The sequence below is a fragment of the Leucobacter massiliensis genome, assembly GCF_002982315.1.
In the GTDB taxonomy this organism is placed as follows: domain Bacteria; phylum Actinomycetota; class Actinomycetes; order Actinomycetales; family Microbacteriaceae; genus Leucobacter; species Leucobacter massiliensis.
On sequence record NZ_MWZD01000019.1, the window covers coordinates 49,871 to 70,974 of the forward strand.

Annotated in this window: 14 protein-coding genes, 2 pseudogenes and 1 other annotated feature; of the genes and pseudogenes, 8 read left to right on the plus strand and 8 right to left on the minus strand. The window is 63.0% G+C overall.

Features of this window, described 5'->3' with window-relative positions:
• Window positions 1-5 precede the first annotated feature (5 nt).
• The 3 genes and pseudogenes from B4915_RS11830 to B4915_RS14730 all read left to right on the plus strand — a co-directional run bounded on the left by B4915_RS11830 (window position 6) and on the right by B4915_RS14730 (window position 2,887).
• Window positions 6-1,442, plus strand: coding sequence for a Mu transposase C-terminal domain-containing protein (locus tag B4915_RS11830; RefSeq protein WP_105806023.1), 1,437 nt, complete (start codon window positions 6-8; stop codon window positions 1,440-1,442).
• 214 nt (window positions 1,443-1,656) lie between these two features.
• Window positions 1,657-2,352, plus strand: a pseudogene (locus tag B4915_RS11835) (AAA family ATPase); the annotation flags it as partial.
• Window positions 2,353-2,446: 94 nt separating this feature from the next.
• A complete protein-coding gene (locus B4915_RS14730; protein WP_181158576.1) occupies window positions 2,447-2,887 on the plus strand; it encodes a PhzF family phenazine biosynthesis protein in 441 nt (146 codons plus the stop codon).
• Window positions 2,888-3,069: 182 nt separating this feature from the next.
• Here the strand turns inward: B4915_RS14730 and B4915_RS11845 are convergent, their stop codons facing one another.
• The 6 genes and pseudogenes from B4915_RS11845 to B4915_RS11870 form a co-directional block, all read right to left on the minus strand.
• Window positions 3,070-4,239, minus strand: coding sequence for a thiolase family protein (locus B4915_RS11845; protein WP_105806024.1), 1,170 nt, complete (start codon window positions 4,237-4,239; stop codon window positions 3,070-3,072).
• A 26-nt stretch (window positions 4,240-4,265) separates the two neighbouring features.
• A complete protein-coding gene (locus tag B4915_RS11850) occupies window positions 4,266-5,246 on the minus strand; it encodes an MDR family oxidoreductase (RefSeq protein WP_105806025.1) in 981 nt (326 codons plus the stop codon).
• 53 nt (window positions 5,247-5,299) lie between these two features.
• Window positions 5,300-6,097 carry a strictosidine synthase gene (locus tag B4915_RS11855; protein WP_105806026.1) on the minus strand — a complete coding sequence of 266 codons (798 nt, stop codon included), beginning with the start codon at window positions 6,095-6,097 and terminating at the stop codon, window positions 5,300-5,302.
• Between the two features lie 30 nt (window positions 6,098-6,127).
• Window positions 6,128-6,985: pseudogene (locus B4915_RS11860) on the minus strand (alpha/beta fold hydrolase).
• Window positions 6,986-7,047: 62 nt separating this feature from the next.
• A complete protein-coding gene (locus tag B4915_RS11865) occupies window positions 7,048-8,055 on the minus strand; it encodes an NADP-dependent oxidoreductase (protein WP_105806027.1) in 1,008 nt (335 codons plus the stop codon).
• Window positions 8,056-8,090: 35 nt separating this feature from the next.
• Window positions 8,091-8,957, minus strand: a complete 867-nt coding sequence (locus B4915_RS11870; protein ID WP_105806028.1) for an alpha/beta fold hydrolase — start codon at window positions 8,955-8,957, stop codon at window positions 8,091-8,093.
• Between the two features lie 114 nt (window positions 8,958-9,071).
• Here B4915_RS11870 and B4915_RS11875 point away from each other — a divergent pair, with 114 nt between their 5' ends.
• The 4 genes from B4915_RS11875 to B4915_RS11890 all read left to right on the plus strand — a co-directional run bounded on the left by B4915_RS11875 (window position 9,072) and on the right by B4915_RS11890 (window position 15,476).
• Complete coding sequence (locus B4915_RS11875) at window positions 9,072-9,701, plus strand: TetR/AcrR family transcriptional regulator (protein ID WP_105806029.1); 630 nt, start codon at window positions 9,072-9,074, stop codon at window positions 9,699-9,701.
• Window positions 9,702-9,741: 40 nt separating this feature from the next.
• Window positions 9,742-11,157, plus strand: coding sequence for a dihydrolipoyl dehydrogenase (gene lpdA, locus B4915_RS11880; protein ID WP_105806030.1), 1,416 nt, complete (start codon window positions 9,742-9,744; stop codon window positions 11,155-11,157).
• Window positions 11,158-11,421: 264 nt separating this feature from the next.
• Window positions 11,422-14,934 (plus strand): MobF family relaxase, encoded by a 3,513-nt coding sequence (gene mobF / locus B4915_RS11885; protein WP_105806031.1) that lies wholly within the window; start codon window positions 11,422-11,424, stop codon window positions 14,932-14,934.
• 191 nt (window positions 14,935-15,125) lie between these two features.
• Entirely contained in the window at window positions 15,126-15,476 is a 351-nt protein-coding gene (locus B4915_RS11890) for a hypothetical protein (RefSeq protein WP_105806032.1), read from the plus strand.
• On the opposite strand, the gene B4915_RS11895 is transcribed toward B4915_RS11890, so the two are convergent.
• Together B4915_RS11895 and B4915_RS11900 are read right to left on the minus strand one after the other, a co-directional pair.
• Complete coding sequence (locus B4915_RS11895; protein ID WP_342747306.1) at window positions 15,466-17,730, minus strand: AAA family ATPase; 2,265 nt, start codon at window positions 17,728-17,730, stop codon at window positions 15,466-15,468. The genes B4915_RS11890 and B4915_RS11895 overlap by 11 nt on opposite strands.
• Window positions 17,731-18,080: 350 nt before the next feature.
• A protein-coding gene (locus tag B4915_RS11900) for an IS3 family transposase (protein ID WP_245907383.1) occupies window positions 18,081-19,381 on the minus strand; the annotation gives its coding sequence in 2 pieces (ribosomal slippage) (window positions 18,081-19,087 and window positions 19,087-19,381; 1,302 coding nt in all).
• Window positions 18,951-19,103 (minus strand) — a sequence feature (AL1L pseudoknot). It overlaps the preceding gene by 153 nt.
• A 540-nt stretch (window positions 19,382-19,921) precedes the next feature.
• Here B4915_RS11900 and B4915_RS11905 point away from each other — a divergent pair.
• On the plus strand, window positions 19,922-21,103 hold the full coding sequence (locus B4915_RS11905; protein ID WP_105806034.1) for a tyrosine-type recombinase/integrase: 1,182 nt from the start codon (window positions 19,922-19,924) through the stop codon (window positions 21,101-21,103).
• Window position 21,104: the final 1 nt, after the last annotated feature.

The window sequence follows — 21,104 nt, forward strand, 5'->3', positions numbered from 1 at the left end:
GAATCATGGCGCACCTCAGCAACCGGCAGAAAGCCGAGCTTGTGCGCCAACACCAGGACGGGGTGCCGTGGACGCGCCTTGCGGAACACTCCGGCGTTGCAGTACGGACCTTGCAACGCTGGGCAGCCCGGATGGAAATGGGACAGCTCTCGCGGGCACCTCGCCGCGATAAGGGTTCGACACGCCTCGACGCCGAGCTGGTGAAGGCGGTTGAGGCGCTTGCTGTGCGGCGTCCCGCTCCGACGATCGCGTATATCCACCGCCGTGTCGGTGATATCGCCAGGGGCCGAGGACTATCCGCCCCGGGATACACCACGGTCCGCGATATCGTGCACGGGCTCGACCCGGGCCTGAGGGCCCTCGCGGACGGCGGGGACGCGGCCTACCGAGACAAGTTCGAGCTGGTCTACCGCCGCACAACCGCCGCGCCGAATGAGCAGTGGCAGATGGACCACACTCTGCTGGATGTGATGATCCTCGATGACCGGCAGCAGCCCGTCCGTCCGTGGCTCACGATCGTGCTCGACGACTACTCGCGAGCGATCGCAGGCTACGCCGTCAGCGTCGCAACACCCACAGCCGAGCATTCCGCGCTGGCGTTCCACCAGGCCATTGCCCGGAAACGAAACCCGAAGTGGGTGGTGTCGGGTCTCCCGGACATCCTTTACAGTGACCACGGGTCCGACTTCACCTCGACCAGGATCGAGCACGTGTGCCTCGACGTGCACGTGCGCTTGATTCACTCACGGATCGGAGTCCCGCAGGGGCGCGGCAAGATCGAACGGTTCTACCGAACGATCACGACCGAACTGCTGCCGCACCTGCCCGGCTTCATACCGCACGGCACCGGCGGATCGCCCATCAACGAACCCGCGTTGACCTTGCACCAGCTCGATGACGTTCTCGAGGGATTCATCGTCGACGAATACAACGAACGCATCCACTCGTCGACGGGTGCTGCCCCGCACGAGCGATGGCGCAGTGACACTTTCATCCCTCGAACACCTGACCGCCCTGAAGATATCGATCTGCTTCTACTCACCGCAGCGACGACCCGCCGTGTGCAGCGTGACGGGATCCGGTTCGCGTCGACCCGGTACATCTCGCCGGTCCTCGCCGCATACGTCGGCGAAGACGTCACGGTGCGGTATGACCCTCGTGACCTTGGGGAGGTACGAATCTTCCACGACAACGCATTCCTCTGCTGCGCAATCGCCCCCGAACGCTCCTCCGAGACTGTCTCCTTCGCTGATCTGCAAACTGCGAGGAACGCGCGACGTCGTGCCCTGAAAAAGCAACTCCGCGAGCTCACCACTCACGCAGGGTCCCTTCCCGAAGACACTCGCCACCACCCCGAGATCACAACGACCCCCGACAGCACCCCCGACCAGCTCGCGACACCTCCCGCGCGACACGGATTGAGAACCTATGCCAGTGACTGATCCAGACGGCACGCCCCAGTCTCTTCTCTTCACGCCTGACGACGACGGACGCCGATTCCTCGGTGGTCATTTCGATGAGTTCACCGATGCGCCTCCGCCCCACGCGGACACCTTGCCCGCGTTCGTAACCACCCGTGAACACCGACGGTTCGCCGAGTTCGCAGACACCGTCCGATCACATCGCTACATCGGCCTCGGCTAAGGGCCACCCGGCGTTGGCAAGACACGCTCCGCACGCAACTACGCTGGCACCGACGAGTGGGAGCAGTGGTACCCGCTCTCCCGCAGCGAAGGCGCACTGCCGCCCGTGCCCGAAGCGGTGCAACGAAGTCGCACGGCGTTCTTCACACCTACCGTCGCTGCGACCATCAAGCAGATCGATCAAGGCCTGCCCCGGGCATGCCAGCAGATCTCCTGGGCGATCGACTACGCCCAGCACGGCCACGTTGATCCTTTCGTGCACGCGGAGTCGCAACACAGCGGAAACACCGAACTGCTCATCATCGACGAAGCCGACCGACTCAAAACCGCCGGCTTAGAACAAATTCGTGACTTCTACGACCGCCACCGGATGGGCGTGATCCTCATCGGCATGCCCGGCATCGAGAAACGCCTCGCCCGCTACCCCCAGCTCTACAGTCGCATTGGCTTCGCCCACGAATACCGAGCGCTGCGAAGCGACGAGCTCACCGCCGTCATCGCGCAACGACTCCCGGCACCCGACCCAGACGACTCCGGTCTCGCACATACCGCAGCTCTCGCTGCAATCGTTCGCGCCACCAACGGCAACTTTCGCCTCTCCGACAGGCTCGTCACCCAGGTCAACCGCATACTCACCATCAACAAGCAGACACACCTCATCCCAGAGGCCGTCGACGCCGCCCAAGAAGCACTCCTCATCGGACGATAAGCGATGCGGGAAACACGACATTTATCGCCGCAAGTCACAACCGGCCGGTGATGCGCTCGCGTTTCGCGCCCCGGAACTCCTCCGGGCCGGGCCTGTGGATGACAGCATCTTTGCTCGGGCGTGCGCGTCGATCGGTGTGACGCCGGCGCAGGTGCTCCGAGCGGAATGGATCGATAACGGGCCTGGATGGATCGGGCTCGTTCTTGACTCCGTGGACACGGTGCGCAGCCTCACACCGAACTACGAGGCAATGGCGGGCCTAGCGGTGGGGGTCCTCGGTATCGACGCCACGGGTTCCACCGATGTCGAGGTTCGTGCCTTCGCCCCGTCGATCGGTGAAGATCCCGTCACTGGAAGTCTCAATGCCGCTTTCGCTGTCTGGCTCACTCGCGAGGGGTATCTGCCCGCCAATTACACCGTCCGTCAAGGCACCGCGCTCGGTCGACAAGGAGAGGTGTCGATCACGACCGACAGTCAAGGAATCTGGGTGGGCGGACGAAGCCAGACTGTGGTGAGCGGAGTGATCAGCCTTTAGCCCAACGTTACACGCAAGAGCACGGTCAATGAAGACGCCCCGTCCAAGGAGCCGATGACGACCGTCGCCAGTGTCGGAAGTCGGATGATCTCTGGCCTCTCAATGGGAGACGTCTGTTGTGGCGACGTCCTGAAGGCGTGAAGTCCCGCCGCGCAATGCGGCGGGACTTCACGCTCACGACACTAAATCCGTTCGATGATGGTGGCGTTGGCTTGGCCTCCGGCTTCGCACATAACCTGGAGCCCGTATCGGCCTCCGGTCTGTTCCAGGGTGTTGAGGAGGGTGGTTGCCAGGCGTGCGCCGGAACCGCCGAGGGGGTGTCCGATCGCGATCGCCCCACCGTTGATGTTCACCTTCGACAAAGGCGCGCCGGTCTCGGCCTGCCAAGCGAGGACCACGGAAGCGAAGGCTTCGTTGACCTCGAACACATCGATGTCGTCGATGCTGAGACCCGCGCGAGCGAGGACCTTGTGGGTGGCGGGGATGATGCCGGTGAGCATCATGATCGGGTCGTCTCCGGCGACGGCGAAGGAGTGCACGCGGGCGCGGGGACGCAGGCCGTGCTGTTCGGCGGCTTCTCGCGAGGTGATGAGCAGGGCGGCGGCACCGTCGTTGACGGGCGAGCTATTGCCGGCGGTGATCTTCCAATCGATCTGTGGGAACCGGCCTTCCCACGCGTCGTCCTGGAATGCCAGTCGAAGGCCGGCGAGTGTCTCTGTGGTGGTGTCGGGGCGGATGGTCTCGTCGGTGTCGAGGTGGTTCACGGCGACGGTCTCTGCGGTGAAGAGGCCGTCGTTCCAGGCGCGTGCGGCGCGTTGGTGGGATTCGGCGGCGTAGTCGTCGAGCTGGGAGCGGGAGAATCCCCACTTCGTCGCGATCAGTTCCGCGGAGATGCCCTGTGGGATGAGGCCCGGACTGTAGCGTTCGGTCACGGTGGGGCCGGCGAAGTTCTTCCCGGCGAACTGCGAGCCGATGGGGATGCGGGACATGGATTCCACCCCGGAGGCGACGGCGATGTCGTATGCGCCGGCGATGACGCCCTGCGCGGCGAAGTGCAGCGCCTGTTGACTGGACCCGCATTGCCGGTCCACGGTCACTCCGGGGACGCTTTCGGGGTATCCGGCGGCCAGGAGCGCCCAGCGGGCGGTGTTCCCGGACTGTTCGCCGACCTGCCCGACCGCGCCGCTGATGACGTCGTCGATGACGGCAGGGTCGATGCCGGTGCGTTCCACGAGGGCGCGCAGCGGGACAGCGTGCAGATCGACGGGATGGATCTCGGAGTAGGCGCCGCCGCCAGGCTTCCCTTTGGCGAGCGGGGTGCGGACGGCGTCGACGATGACGGCTTCGGTCATGATGGCTCCTTCAAAATGTGGTGCGGCTAGCGGGTGAGATCGACGATCGTGCGGCCGCGGACCTGCCCGGCGAGGATACGCGGCGCGGTGTCGAGAACATCGGCGAGGCCGATCGTGGTGCTCATCCGGTCCAGGGCGTCCAGGTCGAGCTCGTGGCTGAGCAGATCCCAGGCGCGCTGCCGCAGCGGCAGGGGTGCGTCGACTGAGTTCGCGCCGGTGAGGGTGACCGCACGCAGGATGAACGGCAGCACCGTGACCGGCAGGTCCGCTCCCTGGGCGAGACCGTAGGCGACCGCGATCCCGCCGTACCGGGTCTGCGCGAGAGCGTTCGCGAGAGTATGGGAACCCACCCCGTCCACCACCGCCGCCCAGCGTTGCTCCTGCAACGGTGCGGAGGCCGGCTCAGCCAGGTCCTGACGGTCGATGACCCTCGACGCACCGAGCCCTGTGAGGTAGGCGTGCTCCTGGGCCTTGCGGCCGGTGGAGGCGGTCACGGAGTAGCCGCGACGGGCGAGGAGGTTGATCGCGACCGACCCCACCCCACCGGCGGCACCGGTGACGAGGACTTCGCCGTCTCCGGCCTTCAAACCGTGATCCTCGATCGCGAGCACGGCGAGGGCCGCGGTGAACCCGGCGGTGCCGATCGCTGCGGCCTGCGCCGAGGTGATGCTCTCGGGCACCTTCACCAGCGACGCCGCGGGAGCAGTGGCGTACTCGGCATACCCGCCGGGCCGGTTCTCCCCGGCACCGGCACCGTTCAGGGTCACCCGGTCGCCGGACGTGAACGCGTCCGTGGTGGTTTCGACAACAGTGCCGACAATGTCGATGCCGACGGTCAGCGGCCACGTTCTCACGAATCCGGGACGCCCGAGCACGGTGCTGCCGTCTTTGTAGTTCACGCTGGAGTGCGACACCTCGATCAGTACCTCCCCGTCGCCGGGACGGGGAGCATCGATGTCGGTGAGCACGGCGGGCTCATTCGGGGCAGGGGCAATGATGGCACGCATCAGACGGTTTCCTTTCGAGGACAGACAGAGGAGACAACAGTTGAGGTGAGGGATCAGCTCTCGTAATGCGGCAGGATCTGGCTATCTTTGACGTAGGTGAGGGCGTCGGTGACGTCGTAGGCGTGGATCGCGGCGACGTGCGGGGCCAGCAGTGTCGAAAGCGCCGGGGCGTGATCGGTGTAGAAGCGGTCGCGGGCGGTGTCGTCGGTGAACCCGAGGATGATCGAGGCGTGCAGGTGCTGATCTGCGGGGTTGTCGTGGGCGACGTTTGGGGTGTCCCAGGTCTTCTCGTTCCACGGCAGGAACACCTGCGTTCGCAGCTCTGTGAGCTGACCGGTGGCGATGAGGGCGGGGGTGAGCTGCTTCTTGACGAACTTGTGGAACGCGACCGTGCCTTCCTCTGTGCCGCGGCGAAGGTAGATGATCGCCCGTGACCCGGGCTTTTCGCCGGGGGCGACGTCGTACCAGCGGGAGGTGCCGGGAGGGCCGGCGTGGAGGAGGGTACTGCGGAAGATGTTGACCTCGTCCTCGAACGCCAGCGCGGTCTGCTTGCGTCCTGCCAGCGGTGACAGTGCGTTCTCGAAGGTGACTTCCGCGATCCCGTCGATCTTGCGATCGGCGGGGATTGCGGTCTCCACGCCGGGGGTGGCGGGCCAGCGGCCGGGGTTGTGTTCGGCGAGATGGATCTGCCGATACTCCAGCTGTCCGGGGGTGGCGGCGATGATCGCGGAGTGCGGTCCCTTCCACCGGTCCATGCCGTCTTGGCGGGGCTTGTCGGTTCGCATCCACAGCAGGATCGAGGAGGTGAAGTGCTTGGAGACGTTGGGCTTCGTTGGCGTGGTGTCGCTCATGATGGCTGCCTTCGTGGTCAGTGCTCGGGGTCAGTTGGTCAGGAACTTCGCGGCGATGGGGGCGAACTTCTCCCAGTACTGGAAGACGCCGCCGTGGCCGGAGTTCGGGTAGATGATCAGTTCACTGCCGGTGATGCGCTGGTGCAGGTCCTCGGAAAGCACGGAGGGGACCATGCGATCGTTGTCGCCGTTAGCGATCAGCGTCGGGACGGTGATGACCGACAGGTCGGACGGGCCAGAACGCCCATAGCGCTGAATGGCCTTCAACTGACGGCTGAAGCCCTTGTTGCTCATCGGCTTGTCGCGATCCACGGTGCGCTCCTTGAGCCGCTCCACGAACGCCTTCCCTGCCTGCTTGCCGACCTTGTCGCGGTTGAAGAAGAGGAACTCCTTCGGGTCGGAACGGGCGACCACGGAACGGAGGATGTCCCAGTAGGTGGTGCCCACGACCTTGTCGATGTCCTTCCCGCCGCGCGGGCCGGTGCCGGTCAGGACGAGCTTGCGAACCAGGTCGGGGTGCGCGACGACGAGGTCCTGGGCGATCATGCCGCCCATCGAAAAGGAGAAGACGTCGATCTTGTCGAAGCCTAGACCCAGCGTGATGAACCGGTAGGCGTCGGCCGCGGCTTCCTCGAGAGTGTCAGGAACCTGCCCGGAGGAGGCCCCCACGCCGAGCAGGTCAAAAGCGATGACGCGGCGGGTCTTCGCGACGGCGTCGATGATGCGGGGGTCTCAGTTGTCGAGGGTCGCGGCGAGGTGGACGAAGAAGACCACGGGGATCTCTTCTCTCGGGCCGAGCTCACGGTAGGCGAAGGTGTCCCCGCCGACCGTCACGGTCTTCGCCGGGGCCTTCGCGTACGAGGTGATGACGGGTTCGGTGGTGCTCATGTGGATGCTCCTTGAAAGGTTCGGATACTGCGAGTGCGCAGTCGGCGGACTGGTGGCCGGCGTTATGCGGGCTGGTGGGCGCTGGTGATGACGGCCTTGCCGCGGATACTGCTCGAGCCCAGTGATTCGAGTGCGTGCACGGTCTGGTCGAAGGGGAACGTCGCACCGACGATGGGGCGGATGGCCCCGCTGTCGACGAGCTCGGCGATCTGTCGGAGCTGCTGCCCCGAGGCGCGCATGAGCAGGAACTCGTAAGACACGCCGAGCTGGCGCGCAAGGGCACGGGTCTTGTGGCTCAGCGCGGTGATCGCCAGGCGCAGCACCGGGTTCAGACCGGCTGCCTTCGCGAACTCGGGGGTGGGCGGACCGGAGATACCGACGGCCTTCCCGCCCCGCTTCAAAACGGTGAGCGATTTGGTGAGGTTGTCCCCGCCTAGGGGGTCGAGGACGAAATCGTAGCCGGACAGCTCGGCGGCGAAGTCCTGGGTGCGATAGTCGATGACCACGTCCGCGCCGAGCTCACGGACGAAGTCCGCGTTCTTGCCTGACACTGTCGTCGCCACCTGGGCGCCGAGATGCTTGGCGAGCTGGATCGCGACCGACCCGACGCCGCCCGCCCCGGCATGGATGAGTACCTTTTGCCCGGCCTGCACATTGCCCTTCTCCACCAGTGCCTGCCAGGCGGTGAGCGCCACGAGCGGGAGGGATGCTGCCTCCACGGTGCTGATCGATGTCGGCGCGAGGGCGACGTCTGTTTCGTCGACGGCGATGCGCTCGGCGAAGGTGCCGATGCGGTGATCCCGCGGCCGCGCGTAGACCCGGTCGCCGGCGGTGAAGCTGGTGACGTTCGCCCCGGTGCTGATCACGGTGCCTGCCAGATCGTGGCCGAGGGTGAGCGGGGTTTTGTAAGGAAGGATCGCCTTGAACTCTCCCGCCCGGAGGCGCTCGTCGAGGTGGTTCAGCCCTGCAGCCTCCACCCGTATCAGGACGTCCCGGTCACCGATGGTGGGCTCGGGGATGTTTGCCTCGTGGACGGGCTGCTTGTACTTGTCGAACACGAACGCTCGCATGATGCTTCTTCTCCTTGAATCTGAGTAGTGGTCGGTTAGCGCCGCAGGAATCTGGTGATGATGCCGGTGACGCTGTCACGGTTCTGGAAGGCGACACCATGACCGGAGTCGCTGAAGATCTGCATATCCGCTCCGGGATGCCGAGCCAGGAGTGCGTCGGCGTTGCCGACCGGGACCATCCGATCCTGGTCTCCGTGCAGGATCAGTACCGGTTGCGTGAATGCCGATGCCGGTGGGCTCTGGTGGCCCCACCGCTTCACGGCACGCAACTGGGCGCGGAAGACACTGGGGGTGATGGGTTTGTCGCGCCCGGTGCGCCGCAACTTCAACCGTGCCTGATAGGCCTTTGCCGCCTCACGGCCGACGGGCGTGCGAGTGAAGAACAGCAGCGTCGTCGGGTTAGTGAAGGTCAGAATCCCGCGCAGGATCGTCCGCACGGTGACCCCGGTCATGACGGTCAGGCCGGGTCCGCCCTGCGGGCCGGTGCCGGCGAGGACCACCCGTTCCACCAGGTCGGGGGCTTGCCGGGCGATCTCCTGGGCGACCATGCCACCCATCGACAATCCGAGCAGGTCGACTCGGGAGAGCCCGAGCGCCCGGATCGCGGCGATCGCATCTGCAGCCATCTCCTCGAACCGGTCCCGCACCGTGCCATTGGAGGCGCCGACTCCGCGGTAGCCAAGAAAGATGACCCGGCGATGCTGGGCGAGCGGGTCGACGAGTTCGGGGTCCCAGCTGTCGAGGTTTGCGCCCAGATGCGTCAGTGCCACCAGTGGCACCCCGCCGTGCTCGGACCCGAGCTCGCGGTACACCACAGTGGCGTCGGCCGCGTCGACGGCCCGGGTTGATGCGTCGACGAAACGCACTGGCTGGTTGCTGGTGCCTTGCCGCGTGCCGGTCATGACCGTTTCCTCCTGGTTCGACTGCTGACGGGGTTCTCAGGGGGTTCCATCCCCGTCCAGACCGAGTATACTCAATTCTGAGCGCACTCAGTTACTTTGTCAAGGGAGATCGACATGGAATCTCGTTCAGGCACTCAGGGGCGTCGGGAGCGGGCCAAGGAGGACAAACGCCGCCGAATCATGGACGCCGCCCGCACCCTGTTCGCCGAACATGGCGTGGGAGGTGTGACAACGCAGCGGATCGCCGACCGCGCAGATGTCGCGATCGGGACGCTCTACCTGTACGCGGCGACCAAGGCGGAGCTGCTGATTCTGGTCCAAAACCAGAAGTTCGCCGACGCGATCGAAACCGGGCTTACTGCCGCGAACGCCGCCGCCGGTCGCGGCTCAGACACGATCGATGTGGTCCTCGCACTGGTCGAGCCGGTCGTGGCATGTATCCGCGAGCAGCCCGAGAACGGGCGCACCTACCTCCACGAACTCGTTTTCGGGGACCCGCTCGAACCCCACCGCCGCGACGGCCTCACACTGTCGCTGCGACTAGAAGAAGGCATCACCGGTGTCCTTAGCGCCGACCCCGCCATCAATGCGGCGGATGCGGGAACTCGCGCGCGGGTGGTCACCTCGATCATCCACGTCACTACCACCGCCACCGTGCACCTGCACACGGCCCTGCCCGGCATCCTCGATCAGATCCGCCAACAAGTCACCGCGGTGCTGCCCCGCACCGCTCACGCGGCATAACCACAACCCGCCACTCGTGCACACGAAGAAGGAGAACATCATGAGCACCACCCCAAGCAGCAATCACTTCGACGTTGTCGTCCTCGGTGCCGGCCCCGGCGGCTACGTCGCCGCGATCCGCGCCGCCCAACTCGGCAAGACCGTCGCCGTCATCGAGAAGCAGTACTGGGGTGGGGTGTGCCTGAACGTCGGCTGCATCCCTTCGAAGGCGCTGCTGCGCAACGCCGAACTCGCCCACACCTTCGAGCGCCAGGCCGACGTCTTCGGCATCAGAGGCGAGGCCACCTTCGACTACCAAGCCGCCTACGACCGCTCCCGCACCGTCGCCGACGGCCGCGTCAAAGGCGTGCACTTCCTGATGAAGAAGAACACCATCACCGAGATCGACGGCCACGGCACCTTCAACGGCCCCCACACCATCGACGTCACCCTCACCGCCGGCGGCACCCAGACCGTCACCTTCGACGACGTCATCATCGCCACCGGCTCTACCGTCCGCCTCCTACCCGGCGTGGAACTCAGCGACAACGTCGTCACCTATGAACAGCAGATCCTCGACCCCCAGCTACCGGAATCGATCGTGATTGTCGGAGCAGGAGCAATCGGCATGGAGTTCGCCTACGTCCTCGCCAACTACGGCGTACCGGTCACCATCATCGAGTTCCTCGACCGAGCCCTCCCCAACGAAGACCCCGAGGTATCCAAGGAGATCACCCGCCAGTACAAGAAGCTCGGCATCGACATCCTCACCTCCACCCGGGTCGACACGATCACCGACCACGGCGACCGGGTCACCGTCACCTACACCAGCGCCGACGGCGCCACCCACACCGTCGACACCGGCCGAGTACTCATGTCCGTCGGGTTCGCGCCGCGCACCACCGGGTACGGTCTCGAAACCACCGGCGTCGCAGTCACCGAACGCGGCGCGATCGGTATCGACGAGTACATGCACACCAACATACCGCACGTGTACGCGATCGGGGACGTCACCGCCAAGCTCCAGCTCGCACACGTCGCCGAAGCTCAAGGCGTTGTCGCCGCCGAGACCATTGCCGGGGCGGAGACCATGCCGCTCGGTCATTACCGGATGATGCCCCGCGCTACCTTCTCCCAGCCACAGGTCGCGTCCTTCGGCCTCACCGAGCAGCAGGCGCGTGACGAGGGCCATGACATCAAGGTTGCGAAGTTCCCGTTCACCGCCAACGGGAAAGCACAGGGTCTTGGTGAACCGGGAGGCTTCGTCAAGGTCATTGCCGAAGCCCAGTACGGTGAGCTCCTCGGCGCCCACATGATCGGTGCCGATGTTGCCGAACTCTTGCCCGAGCTCACCCTCGCCCAAAAGTTCGAGCTCCGAGACATCGACCTCGCCCGTAACATCCATACCCACCCCACCCTCGGCGAAGCGCTCCAAGAAGTGTTCCACGGACTGACTGGACACATGATCAACCTGTGAAAAACAGCAGCGCGGTCGACCCCCAACCAAGCTGGTTTCACCGTCTTGGAGCGTGCGGTGTTGTGTAAAGCGGGAGAATAGAGGCGCACGGAGATCTTGTTGTCACCCATCTGGTGAACTGATTTGCCAGAATCGTTGGGGCAGTCCGTTCGGCTGCAATGGCAAGAGCCACTCGGGCACCGCCGAGGGCACATCTCGCTAGAGATCATCGCGGATGCAACCACGCGGATGAGCAGACCGGCGCGACGTTCGCACCTTCTGAACGTGACGGTCTCGATCCGGGTGATGACGGCCGGTGATGGGTACCGGTACCTACTGAACTCTGTCGTCATCGGTGATGGTGACCGAGACGCGGCCGCCGCATTGACGCGGTACTACCAGGAATCTGGAACGCCGCCCGGCATCTGGTTTGGGAGTGGCCTGTCAGGGCTTTCCGGCGATCTTGCTGAAGACAGCTCGGTGTCAGAAGAGCAGTTGAGACGACTCATGGGGTACGGGCAGGACCCGATCTCGGGCGAACAGCTTGGCCGCCCGTACCGGAAGTTCGCGCCCTCTGGGGAGCGATCCCAGCGCCGCATCGAAAAGCTCTCCGAGAGCCTCACTGAAGAAGAGCGCGCGATAGAGGTCGGGTTGATTGAGGTTGAGGAGGCGGCGAAGTCGACTGGAGCGCCGGTTGCCGGTTTCGATCTCACGTTCTCGGTCCCGAAGTCCGTGTCCACGCTGTGGGCGGTCGCTGACGGTGGAATCCAAGCACTGATAGCGCAGGCGCATCATGCCGCGATCCAAGACGTGATCGAGCTGTTAGAGCGGGACGTCGCGGCGACCCGGGTGGGCGCGAAGGGTCCGCGTGGCGCGGTCGCGCAAGTGCCGGTACGGGGCGTGATTGCGGCGGCGTATGACCATTACGATTCACGGGCGTCGGATCCGCAGTTGCACACGCATGTCGTGGTCGCGAACCGGGTGCAGGCGGTACGGGATGGGAAGTGGCGCACCCTCGACTCCCGTGCTTTGCATGCTGCAGTGACCGGGTTGTCGGAGCATTACAACGCTGTCCTCTCCGACCGGATCACTGCGCTGCTCGGTGTCTGTTGGGAGCCACGCGAACGCGGCACGGGCCGCTCCACCGCGTGGGAGATCACCGGTGTCTCGCAAGGGTTGATGGATGAGTTCTCTTCCCGGACCCGCGATATCGAGCAGGTCAAAGACCGCCTCGTCGCCGATTATGTCGAAAAGCATGGCAGGCAACCGTCACCGAAGCTGCTGTGGCAGTTCCGCCAACAGGCAACCCTCGAGACTCGACCACCGAAACAGCAACACTCATTGAGCGAGCTCACCGCGGATTGGCGTGACCGCGCCACACGGATACTTGGCGAAGACGCTCCGACTTGGGCTGCCGCGCTCCTCACGGGCAGCGTTGCTGATCCGTTGCTGCGGGCCGATGACATCCCGCTGGAAGATCTGAATGCTGTGGCTGCGGTGGTCGTGGAGCGGGTGGGTGATCGGCGGGCGACGTGGAAACGGTGGAACCTCCACGCCGAGGCCGTCAGACAGACGATGGGTTTGCGGTTCGCCACCGCGCAGGACCGTGACGTCATCACGCAGCAGATTGTCGACGCGGCCGAACACGCTTCCCTCCGGTTGACGCCGCCGGAACTTGCGTCGAGCCCGCCCGTGTTCCAACAGCCTGATGGTGCGAGTGTGTTCCGTCCGAAAGCGTCCACGGTCTACTCCTCGGAACGGGTGCTCGCAGCGGAAGACCGGCTCCTCGCCGCTGCGGAGAGCCGCACAGCACCCACGGTGCCGCTCTCTTGGATTGAACAGGCAGCCCGGACGAAGAACAAGGACGGGTACGAGTTGTCGTCAGATCAGGAGCAGGCGATCGCGAAGATCGGAATCTCCGGCCGCACTCTCGATGTGCTCGTCGGCCCGGCAGGGACCGGGAAGACCACCACCATGCGAGCCCTCCACCAGGCATGGGAGAGACGACACGGCAAAGGCTCAGTCATCGGGCTCGCACCATCAGCTGCCGCAGCCGAAGTACTCGCCGAGGACTTGGGTGTGGCGACGGAGAACACAGCGAAGTGGCTCCATGAACACCGCCACGGCAACTGGAACCTCACCGCCGGTCAGCTCGTCATCATCGACGAAGCCTCCCTCGCAGGAACCCTCGCCCTCGACACCATCACCACCCACGCCCAAGAAGTGGGCGCCAAGGTGCTGCTTGTCGGTGACTGGGCACAACTCGCTGCGGTCGACGCGGGCGGGGCATTCGGGATGCTGGTGCGTGAACGCGCCGATACCCCGGAGCTCACTGATGTGCGCCGGTTCCGAAACGACTGGGAGAAACACGCCTCCCTGGGCTTGCGGATCGGTGATACGGACGTCATCGACACCTACCTCGATCACGACCGCATCACCCCTGGCGGATACGAAGAGATCCTCGAGCAGGCCTACCAAGCCTGGCAAACAGATCAGGCAGCAGGGAAAGCCTCCGTGTTGATCGCCGAAACCCTCGACACCGTCTCCCAACTCAACACCCGAGCCCGCACCGACCGGATCCTCGCAGGCGAAGTCGCCCTCGACGGCGTCCGCCTGCATGACGGGAACGAGGCAGCTCGTGGAGACCTCGTCATCACCCGCAAGAACGATCGCCGACTTTCGCTCGGACGAGGATGGGTGAAAAACGGCGACCGCTGGACCGTAACCCGAGCACACGACGATGGGTCCCTCACCGTCCGCCGAGCGCACTCGAAATGGCGAACCACGATCACCCTGCCCGCCGCATACGTTGCCGAGAACGTGGAACTCGGGTACGCGATCACCGCACACCGCGCCCAAGGCTCCACCGTGACGACAGCGCACGCGATCGTCTCGTCACCAGAAATGACCCGCGAATCGTTCTACGTCGCGATGACCCGCGGCCGCGAATCCAACCGCGCCTACATCGCCACCGACCAACACCACCTCGAAGAACACCAACACCGCGACGACCTACAGATGACCGCCAAGAGCATCCTTTACGGCATCCTGCAACACGTCGGCGCGGAACAATCCGCCCACGACACCATCACCACAGAGCAAGACGCATGGGGATCGCTCGCACAGCTCGCCGCTGAATACGACACCATCGCCCAAGAAGCCCAGCAACACCGCTGGACCGCCCTGCTCGAGCACGGAGGCCTCAACATCGAGATCATCGATGAGGTCGTGGAGACCGAGTCGTTTGGAATCCTCACCACCGAACTGCGTCGCCTCGAAGCGGCAGGCCACGACATAGAGCAACTCCTGCCACGGATCGTGCAAGCAGGGAACCTCGACGGCGTGGAAGACCTCGGGTCGCTACTGCGGTACAGGATCCAGAAGATCACCAGCACCTACCCGCCCTTATCGAGGAGCGAGGCGGGGCTTATCGCGGGGCTTGTGCCGCGAGCTACGGGCATCAGCGATCCTGCGATGCTGCGGGCATTGGGTGAGCGTGAGCACCTCATGGAGCAACGCCTCGATACGCTCACCCAGGCCGCGATCGAGCAGCCTGCACCGTGGTTGAGTACGGTCGCCGATCGGGACCAGCTGGTGCAGCGCGACGTTGTTCGCGCGGTCGTCGCATACCGTGACCGTTGGGGCATCACCTCAACAAGCGCCCTCGGGCCGGTACCGGCCGAAGATGCCCAACGCATCGACTACGAACGCACCCAAACCGGACTCGCCAGACACCGAAACGACACCACTGAGAGAACTGGAGAAGCCGCTGGACGGCTGGGCGGGCGGACGCTGTAGGCACAGTCCGCTAACCCCGGGGGTCTTCCTTCTTTCCTGTACTCGCCGTATCCTGATGGCGGCAGGAGCAACCACGCGCCAATCCCCGCAAGATGGGGTGAGGCAGACCGTTCGGGAAGCATCTCGGGCACTCAACCACTCAGGACCGGCCACACCGCGATAGTCCTGCGTGCGAAAGAGAGGCCCACATCATGCTCCTGAACCGGCTCTGGAACGCCAGCATCCACACCCGCGTCTTCCTGCGCCGCTGGATGCCCACCAACATCCTCCTCGACAAGCTGCGCACCCGACGCGGCCTCAAATGGGGAATCCCCACGATGCTCCTCGGCGTCGTCTACCTACTGATCGCAGTCACCTGCACCGGGCTCATCGAGCAGGGCTGGAGCAAATGGCTCTACCTCGTGTTGTTCCTCGCCCTCTGGAATGCACTGAAGTTCCTGTTCTTCGGCCCGTGGAGCCTCTTACTCCTCGTCCGTGCCCGAGCGCAGGAGGCGCGCACCCGCCGACGAAATGATGCGAAACTAGCGGGTCTCAATTACTAGTGCCGACTCCCATTTGAGTTTCGTCCGCCATCATCATTTCGTAATGTGGCGAGTGCCCAGCAGCATCGAACAGCTGCTTGAATGCCCGAAGATGAGTACTTACATCAGAGGAGATGCTTGCGTAGTCAACATCCCAAGGCGCTGTATGTGAACCGTCGTTGTACCACGCGAGTAAAGCATGGCTTGCCCACCGATCAGCTTCGTCAATTTTCGAGATGACATCATCTACGTCAATGCCGCCGGTGATCTGGAAGTAGTTTTCAATGATCCGTCTCATCGCGTTGGGAAGAGAAGCAGACAGTTCCAGATCTTGGGCGTTATTGGCAGCTTTGACTTGGTCCCATAGTTGTCGATAGTTGGACTTGATTGGGGACTTTTCATAGTGCCTGTGGCTCGTGATACCAGTAGGTCCCTTCGAGAGCACGAAGTAGGACCGCTTTCCTGGACTCATGCCATTCGGGGTGAACTCTGCTTCTTTGAAGAAGTATGCATTGTGAGTGAGAAGGATGATCTGTCGTGTGCGACCATCCTCTTTTACGCAATAGCCAAGCAACTTTCGGATGAGCAGGTTGATGACAAACAACATCTCGCCATCGAGACTCGAAACAGGATCGTCGATGATCACTACAAGCTGGTCGCTAACCGTACGATCTTCGTGCATCTGCTTGATCCGGTGAAAGAAGTACAAGAAGGAGATCAGTGTTCGCTCTCCTTCGCTGAGCGTGTGATTAGCCGCGCTCCCGTCCGGTCGAATCAATTGGTATGTATCATCTTGAGAATGCTGGATCGTGAAGCTGAGAAACCCCAGGTTCCTCAGCGTCTTGTTCATATCTTGAACGGTGGGAAGCGACGAGGTCAGCTGTTGCTGGAGCTCCGATAACTCCGAACGTTTACTGGCGAGTTTCTCCTGTGCGTCCTCCAGCTTGGGTCGAAGACTGTCCAGAGCCTTCTTCGGGTTCGTGACACTACCCTCGAAGAAGGACAGGTCTTGCTCCAAAACGGAGTGCACGTAGTAGCGCCAGACCTCTTTTTTGAGGTTTGACTTTGCCTGCTTCTTGTTGCGTAGAAGCAGGTTCGTTTCGTCGATTCGTGTGTTGGAAGCGGTCACGATGCGCTCTATCTCGTCAACGGTTTCACTTATTGCTTCGAATTCAACACTTTGAGACGGAGACTTAATCTTGGCTCCAACTTGAGCGATTCGTGATCGAATCTTTTGAGAAAGTACTCCGCCAAACCGCTCAATCTCCTTGATCTCAGGTGCTTCGTGTGCTGACAGAGAAGCGAGATATGTGTTCAGCGTGTCCAGGCGTTGCTCTTCCTCCACGCGTATCTTCTCTAGATTCGTTACTTGCTCTTCATAGTGATGGTCGAATAGCGAGGAGAGCGAATCAGTCACATCGCTCGGAAGAGCTTGTTGACAGAACGGACATTTTCCTTGTGACTGGTCGAGAAACGACTGACCTTCATGAACCCAATCAGCGTTTTGGAGCTGTTGAACGAACTCACCGAAAGTCGTGTTGTCTTGGGATTTAATCTCCTCTTGGAGGAGAGCGGACTGCGCTGGGCTTAGACTCCCTAGCCTCGGAAGCAGAGGGATGCGTTTTAAGTCGTCGCCGGATTCAACGTCCAGCGTGGTGTATTCATCTAAAAGTGCCGTCTCGCTCTTCAGCGAATCACTGGATGTGCTTGAACGAACTCGATGGACCTCAGCAAGATGTTTCTTCTTATCGCTTTTGTACCCTTCAAATGCTTGTTGCAGCGTTGACGGCAGTGCCACCCTCTTCTTCCAACTAGCTTCGAGTACTACTTGATCTGCCTCAGAAAGAAGTCCTTCTTGCTTCTCAATTGATTTCTCGTACTGCTCGACTGTACGCTCTGCGTCTCGAATCTCGCCAGGCTTAGCGGGCTTACTTTCACTCGCTTCCACGCCAACAAGAGCGTCGATTCGCTCCTGCACTTCGGGCGCGCCATCCCGTATAACGAATACGCCAGGTATTCCTTGATCAACCTGGAGTAAGCGATCAATGAAGTCCTTGTTGAAGAGCTCATGTTGGAATCCCGGATTATTAGCTGCTTCCATTGCCCGAGCTATTGAGGACTTTCCAGAGCCATTAGGCCCGTAAACCAGGGTGATCTGAGCTATCGGGTGCAAAGGCAACGCAGACGACCCAAAGCAGGGGATCTGTTTGATCTCCAGTGATTCAATCAATTTGTACCGCGCTTCCTGCACGCTCGACGTGCGGCAAACCTTCACATGAGGTTCCAAGGAGCCTCTAGTTTCTAATGATGGCTCCTGTTTGTAGCGGCAGTCAACGCAATCGCACTATGGATGCGAGCCTGGGCGTAGCCGAGCTCGACCTCAACGCTCTGAACGACTTCGCTGGGCACACGGACGAGGGACCACTCCTGCGTGCTTCAACGGTCGTCAGCCCATCAAGTGGCCTACACCTAGCTCCGCGGCGATCTCCCGAGCGCTCAACCCGGCCTCGTAGGGGCGGGCTGTGTTCAACCACCTGCTCATCACCTAAGCCCTGGCAACGCACACCAAGACCGGCTCCTGCCAAGAGACCCCTGTGAAGCGCCCCGGGTTTTGTGGAGGCTCGGTTATCTGGAACCGGCTCCGATCGGAACCTGCTCGTGAGCGTAGCGGGCCGCGTCGTGCGATGCCCAATGCGACTGCTCGAACTCGGCCGGCGGGACGTGCCCGATCTCGCCGTGGAGACGCCGCTGGTTGAACCAGTCGACGTATTCGGCGACGGCGATCTCGACGTCGCCGATGGATGCCCAGCCGCCCTTCGGACGCATCGCTGGGTTGCGGATGCACTCGCCCTTGAACAGCGAGTTGAACGCCTCGGCCATCGCGTTGTCATACGAATCGCCTTTGCTTCCAACGGAAGCAACGGCATCGGCTTCGGCGAGGCGCTCGGTGTAGCGAATGGCGCGATACTGGACTCCTCGGTCGCTGTGGTGGATGAGCCCGGTCGTGTCCTGCCCGTTTCTGCGGCGCTGCCAGAGCCCCATATCGAGCGCGTCGAGCGCGAGTTCCGTGCGTAGGCTCGTGGACACCTGCCAGCCGACGACGAGCCTGCTGAACACGTCGATCACGAACGCCGCGTAGACCCATCCGGCATGGGTGCGGATGTAGGTCAGATCCGCGACCCAGAGCTGATTCGGTGCTGTCGCGGTGAACGCTCGTTCGACGAGATCCGCTGGCCGCTCCGTCTCCGCAGTATCACCCGAGGTGGTCTTGATCGTCTTATCGCGCCGGAGCCCCTGCAGCTCGAGCTCGCGCATCAGTCGCTCGACGGTGCAACGGGCAACCGAGACGCCCTCTCGATTCAGCTCGGCGTGGACCTTCCGCGCCCCGTAGACGCCGAGATTGTCGGCATGGACAGCCGCGATGTCCGCTTTCAGTTGCTCGTCTCTGACCGCTCTGGCCGAGGGCGGGCGCGTCTTGGCGGCGTAGTAGGTGCTCGGGGCGATCTTCAGGCCCGCATCACGCAGGACATGGCAGATCGGCTCGACCCCGAACCGGTCGCGGTGCTCATCGATGTAGTCGACGAGCACCGCGACCGGCACCCCGGTTACCTCAGCTTGCGGTCGAGCTCCGCGGCCGCGAAAAAAGCCGACGCGGTCTTCAAGATCTCGTTCGCCCGCCGCAGCTCACGGACCTCTCGTTCGAGGTCGGCGATCTTCTGCGTGTCCGCGGTCGTGGTGCCTGGCGCGTCGCCGGCGTCGATCTCGGCCTGCCTCACCCAGGTGCGCAAGGCCTCGGGATGGATATCGAGCTGGTCGGCGATCCGTTTGATCGCTCCGGTCTTCGTCGCGGGGTTCTGGCGCGCGTCCAGCGCCATCCGCGTCGCGCGCTCCTTGAGCTCCTCGCTGTACTTCCGTGGTGCTGCCATGACTCTCATCCTTCACTGGATTGAGAGCCTCCATCAGACCCGGGGCGCTTCACTGATTCGCTCCTTACCCAACCGGTGCTCCCGTGCGATGGAGATCAAGGAGGCTCCTGACTCGTAGGATGCGACCATCCTTTGAACGGCACCGGGAGCGACACGGTTCTCAGCCGTGCCACCCTACGTTACGACCGGCCCCCGAGCATCGGCCCGATGCACAGATTGACTAGAAACCTCACCATCTTGGTCCACGTCACATCCGCGTGAAGTCAAAGATTCAAGGCGTCGAAAGAGGTTACAGTTTTCTCTAGGCCGCGGCACTTAATGAGTGATGTTGTATCCCAGGGCTGACATCGCGAACATCACCCGCGTCGTGCGCTTATTCAGATCGTCAAAGTGGATTCCAGCCATGGACGATCGTCTCCGTGACGGGGCATGCACGAGGAGGATAGACCGCAACCCAGACTTGAATGATGCGAAATCAACTCCACGGCGCACTATCGTCACACAGCGACTCCCCACACGAGACTGCGGAGGTGTGCGTTCGTGGCTAGACCCCGCACACCGATCGGCACCTTCGGCAGCATCACCACCACTCGCACACCAGACGGACGCTACGTCGCCCGAACCCGCTATCGCGACTGGGACGGGAAAAGCAGACACGTGCAAACCACCGGTGCGACAAAACCCTCAGCCGAACGCTCGCTGAAGAAAAAGCTCGCCGAACGAGACCTATTCCAGCCCGGCTTCACTGGGATGACCGCCGACAGCCCCTTCCCGGCTCTCGTGTCCTACTGGCTCGAAGACATGGACCTCGAAGACCGACTCTCAAAAACGACAAGGCTGCTCTATGAACGCAACATGCGCACCCTCGTGCTGCCGTTCTTCAAAGACGTCACCCTCCGCGAGATCGGCGTCGCCCGCTGCGACTACTTCCTCAAACAACTCGCGAAACAGAGCTACAACAGGGCACGTCAAGCACGCGTCGTCCTCCGCCTCGCCCTCGCGCTCGCGGTGCGCCACGAGGTCTTCCCGCGCAACCCGATGGATCACGTCTCCAGGCTTCGCCGCCCAGTCCGCACGCCGGACATCTTCTCGTGGGATGAGCTCAAGGCGATCCGTGTAGGTATCAGCGCGTGGGAGCATCGACCGATCAAGGCGGGACCGAGACCGGAGGGGCAGCTCGGGCAGGTCGTGGAGGTCATGCTCGGCACCTCAGCACGTATCGGCGAAGTCCTCGCAATCCGCCTTGGCGACCTCGACCTGGACGCACCGATACCGTCGGTGCGGATCTCTGGAACGATCGTGAGTCGGAGGGGTGAACCCACCCACCGCCAAGATCACCCCAAGACTGCCCGCTCCGTTCGCAGGGTCGCGCTTCCCGGGTTTGCGCTCCGTGCCATCCGTGCACGGCTCGAGAAGATCCGGTTCACCCACCCGGACACGCTGCTGTTTTTCACTCGCGTCGGGACACCGCACACGACGAACAACATCCGCAGACAGCTTCGCGACGTGATGGAGCAGGCCGGAGTGCCTGACGTCACTCCGCACCGGTTCCGTCGAACTGCAGCAACCGCGATCAATGAGATTGGAGGACTGCAGCTCGCCTCCGAGCTCCTCGGGCACAGCGATCCCTCGATCACGCGAGAGCATTACATCCGTCGCAACGAAACCGTGAACCCGGTCACAGCTAAGTTCCTCGAGCAGGCGTTCGGGAGGGCAAGCTGAG

Excerpts from the sequence above, each read along its gene's own strand:
- B4915_RS11830 (WP_105806023.1), top strand. The coding sequence starts at position 6 with ATGGCGCACCTCAGCAACCGGCAGAAAGCCGAGCTTGTGCGCCAACAC.
- B4915_RS11845 (WP_105806024.1), bottom strand. The coding sequence starts at position 4,239 with ATGACCGAAGCCGTCATCGTCGACGCCGTCCGCACCCCGCTCGCCAAA.
- B4915_RS11850 (WP_105806025.1), bottom strand. The coding sequence starts at position 5,246 with ATGCGTGCCATCATTGCCCCTGCCCCGAATGAGCCCGCCGTGCTCACC.
- B4915_RS11855 (WP_105806026.1), bottom strand. The coding sequence starts at position 6,097 with ATGAGCGACACCACGCCAACGAAGCCCAACGTCTCCAAGCACTTCACC.
- B4915_RS11865 (WP_105806027.1), bottom strand. The coding sequence starts at position 8,055 with ATGCGAGCGTTCGTGTTCGACAAGTACAAGCAGCCCGTCCACGAGGCA.
- B4915_RS11870 (WP_105806028.1), bottom strand. The coding sequence starts at position 8,957 with ATGACCGGCACGCGGCAAGGCACCAGCAACCAGCCAGTGCGTTTCGTC.
- B4915_RS11875 (WP_105806029.1), top strand. The coding sequence starts at position 9,072 with ATGGAATCTCGTTCAGGCACTCAGGGGCGTCGGGAGCGGGCCAAGGAG.
- lpdA (WP_105806030.1), top strand. The coding sequence starts at position 9,742 with ATGAGCACCACCCCAAGCAGCAATCACTTCGACGTTGTCGTCCTCGGT.
- B4915_RS11890 (WP_105806032.1), top strand. The coding sequence starts at position 15,126 with ATGCTCCTGAACCGGCTCTGGAACGCCAGCATCCACACCCGCGTCTTC.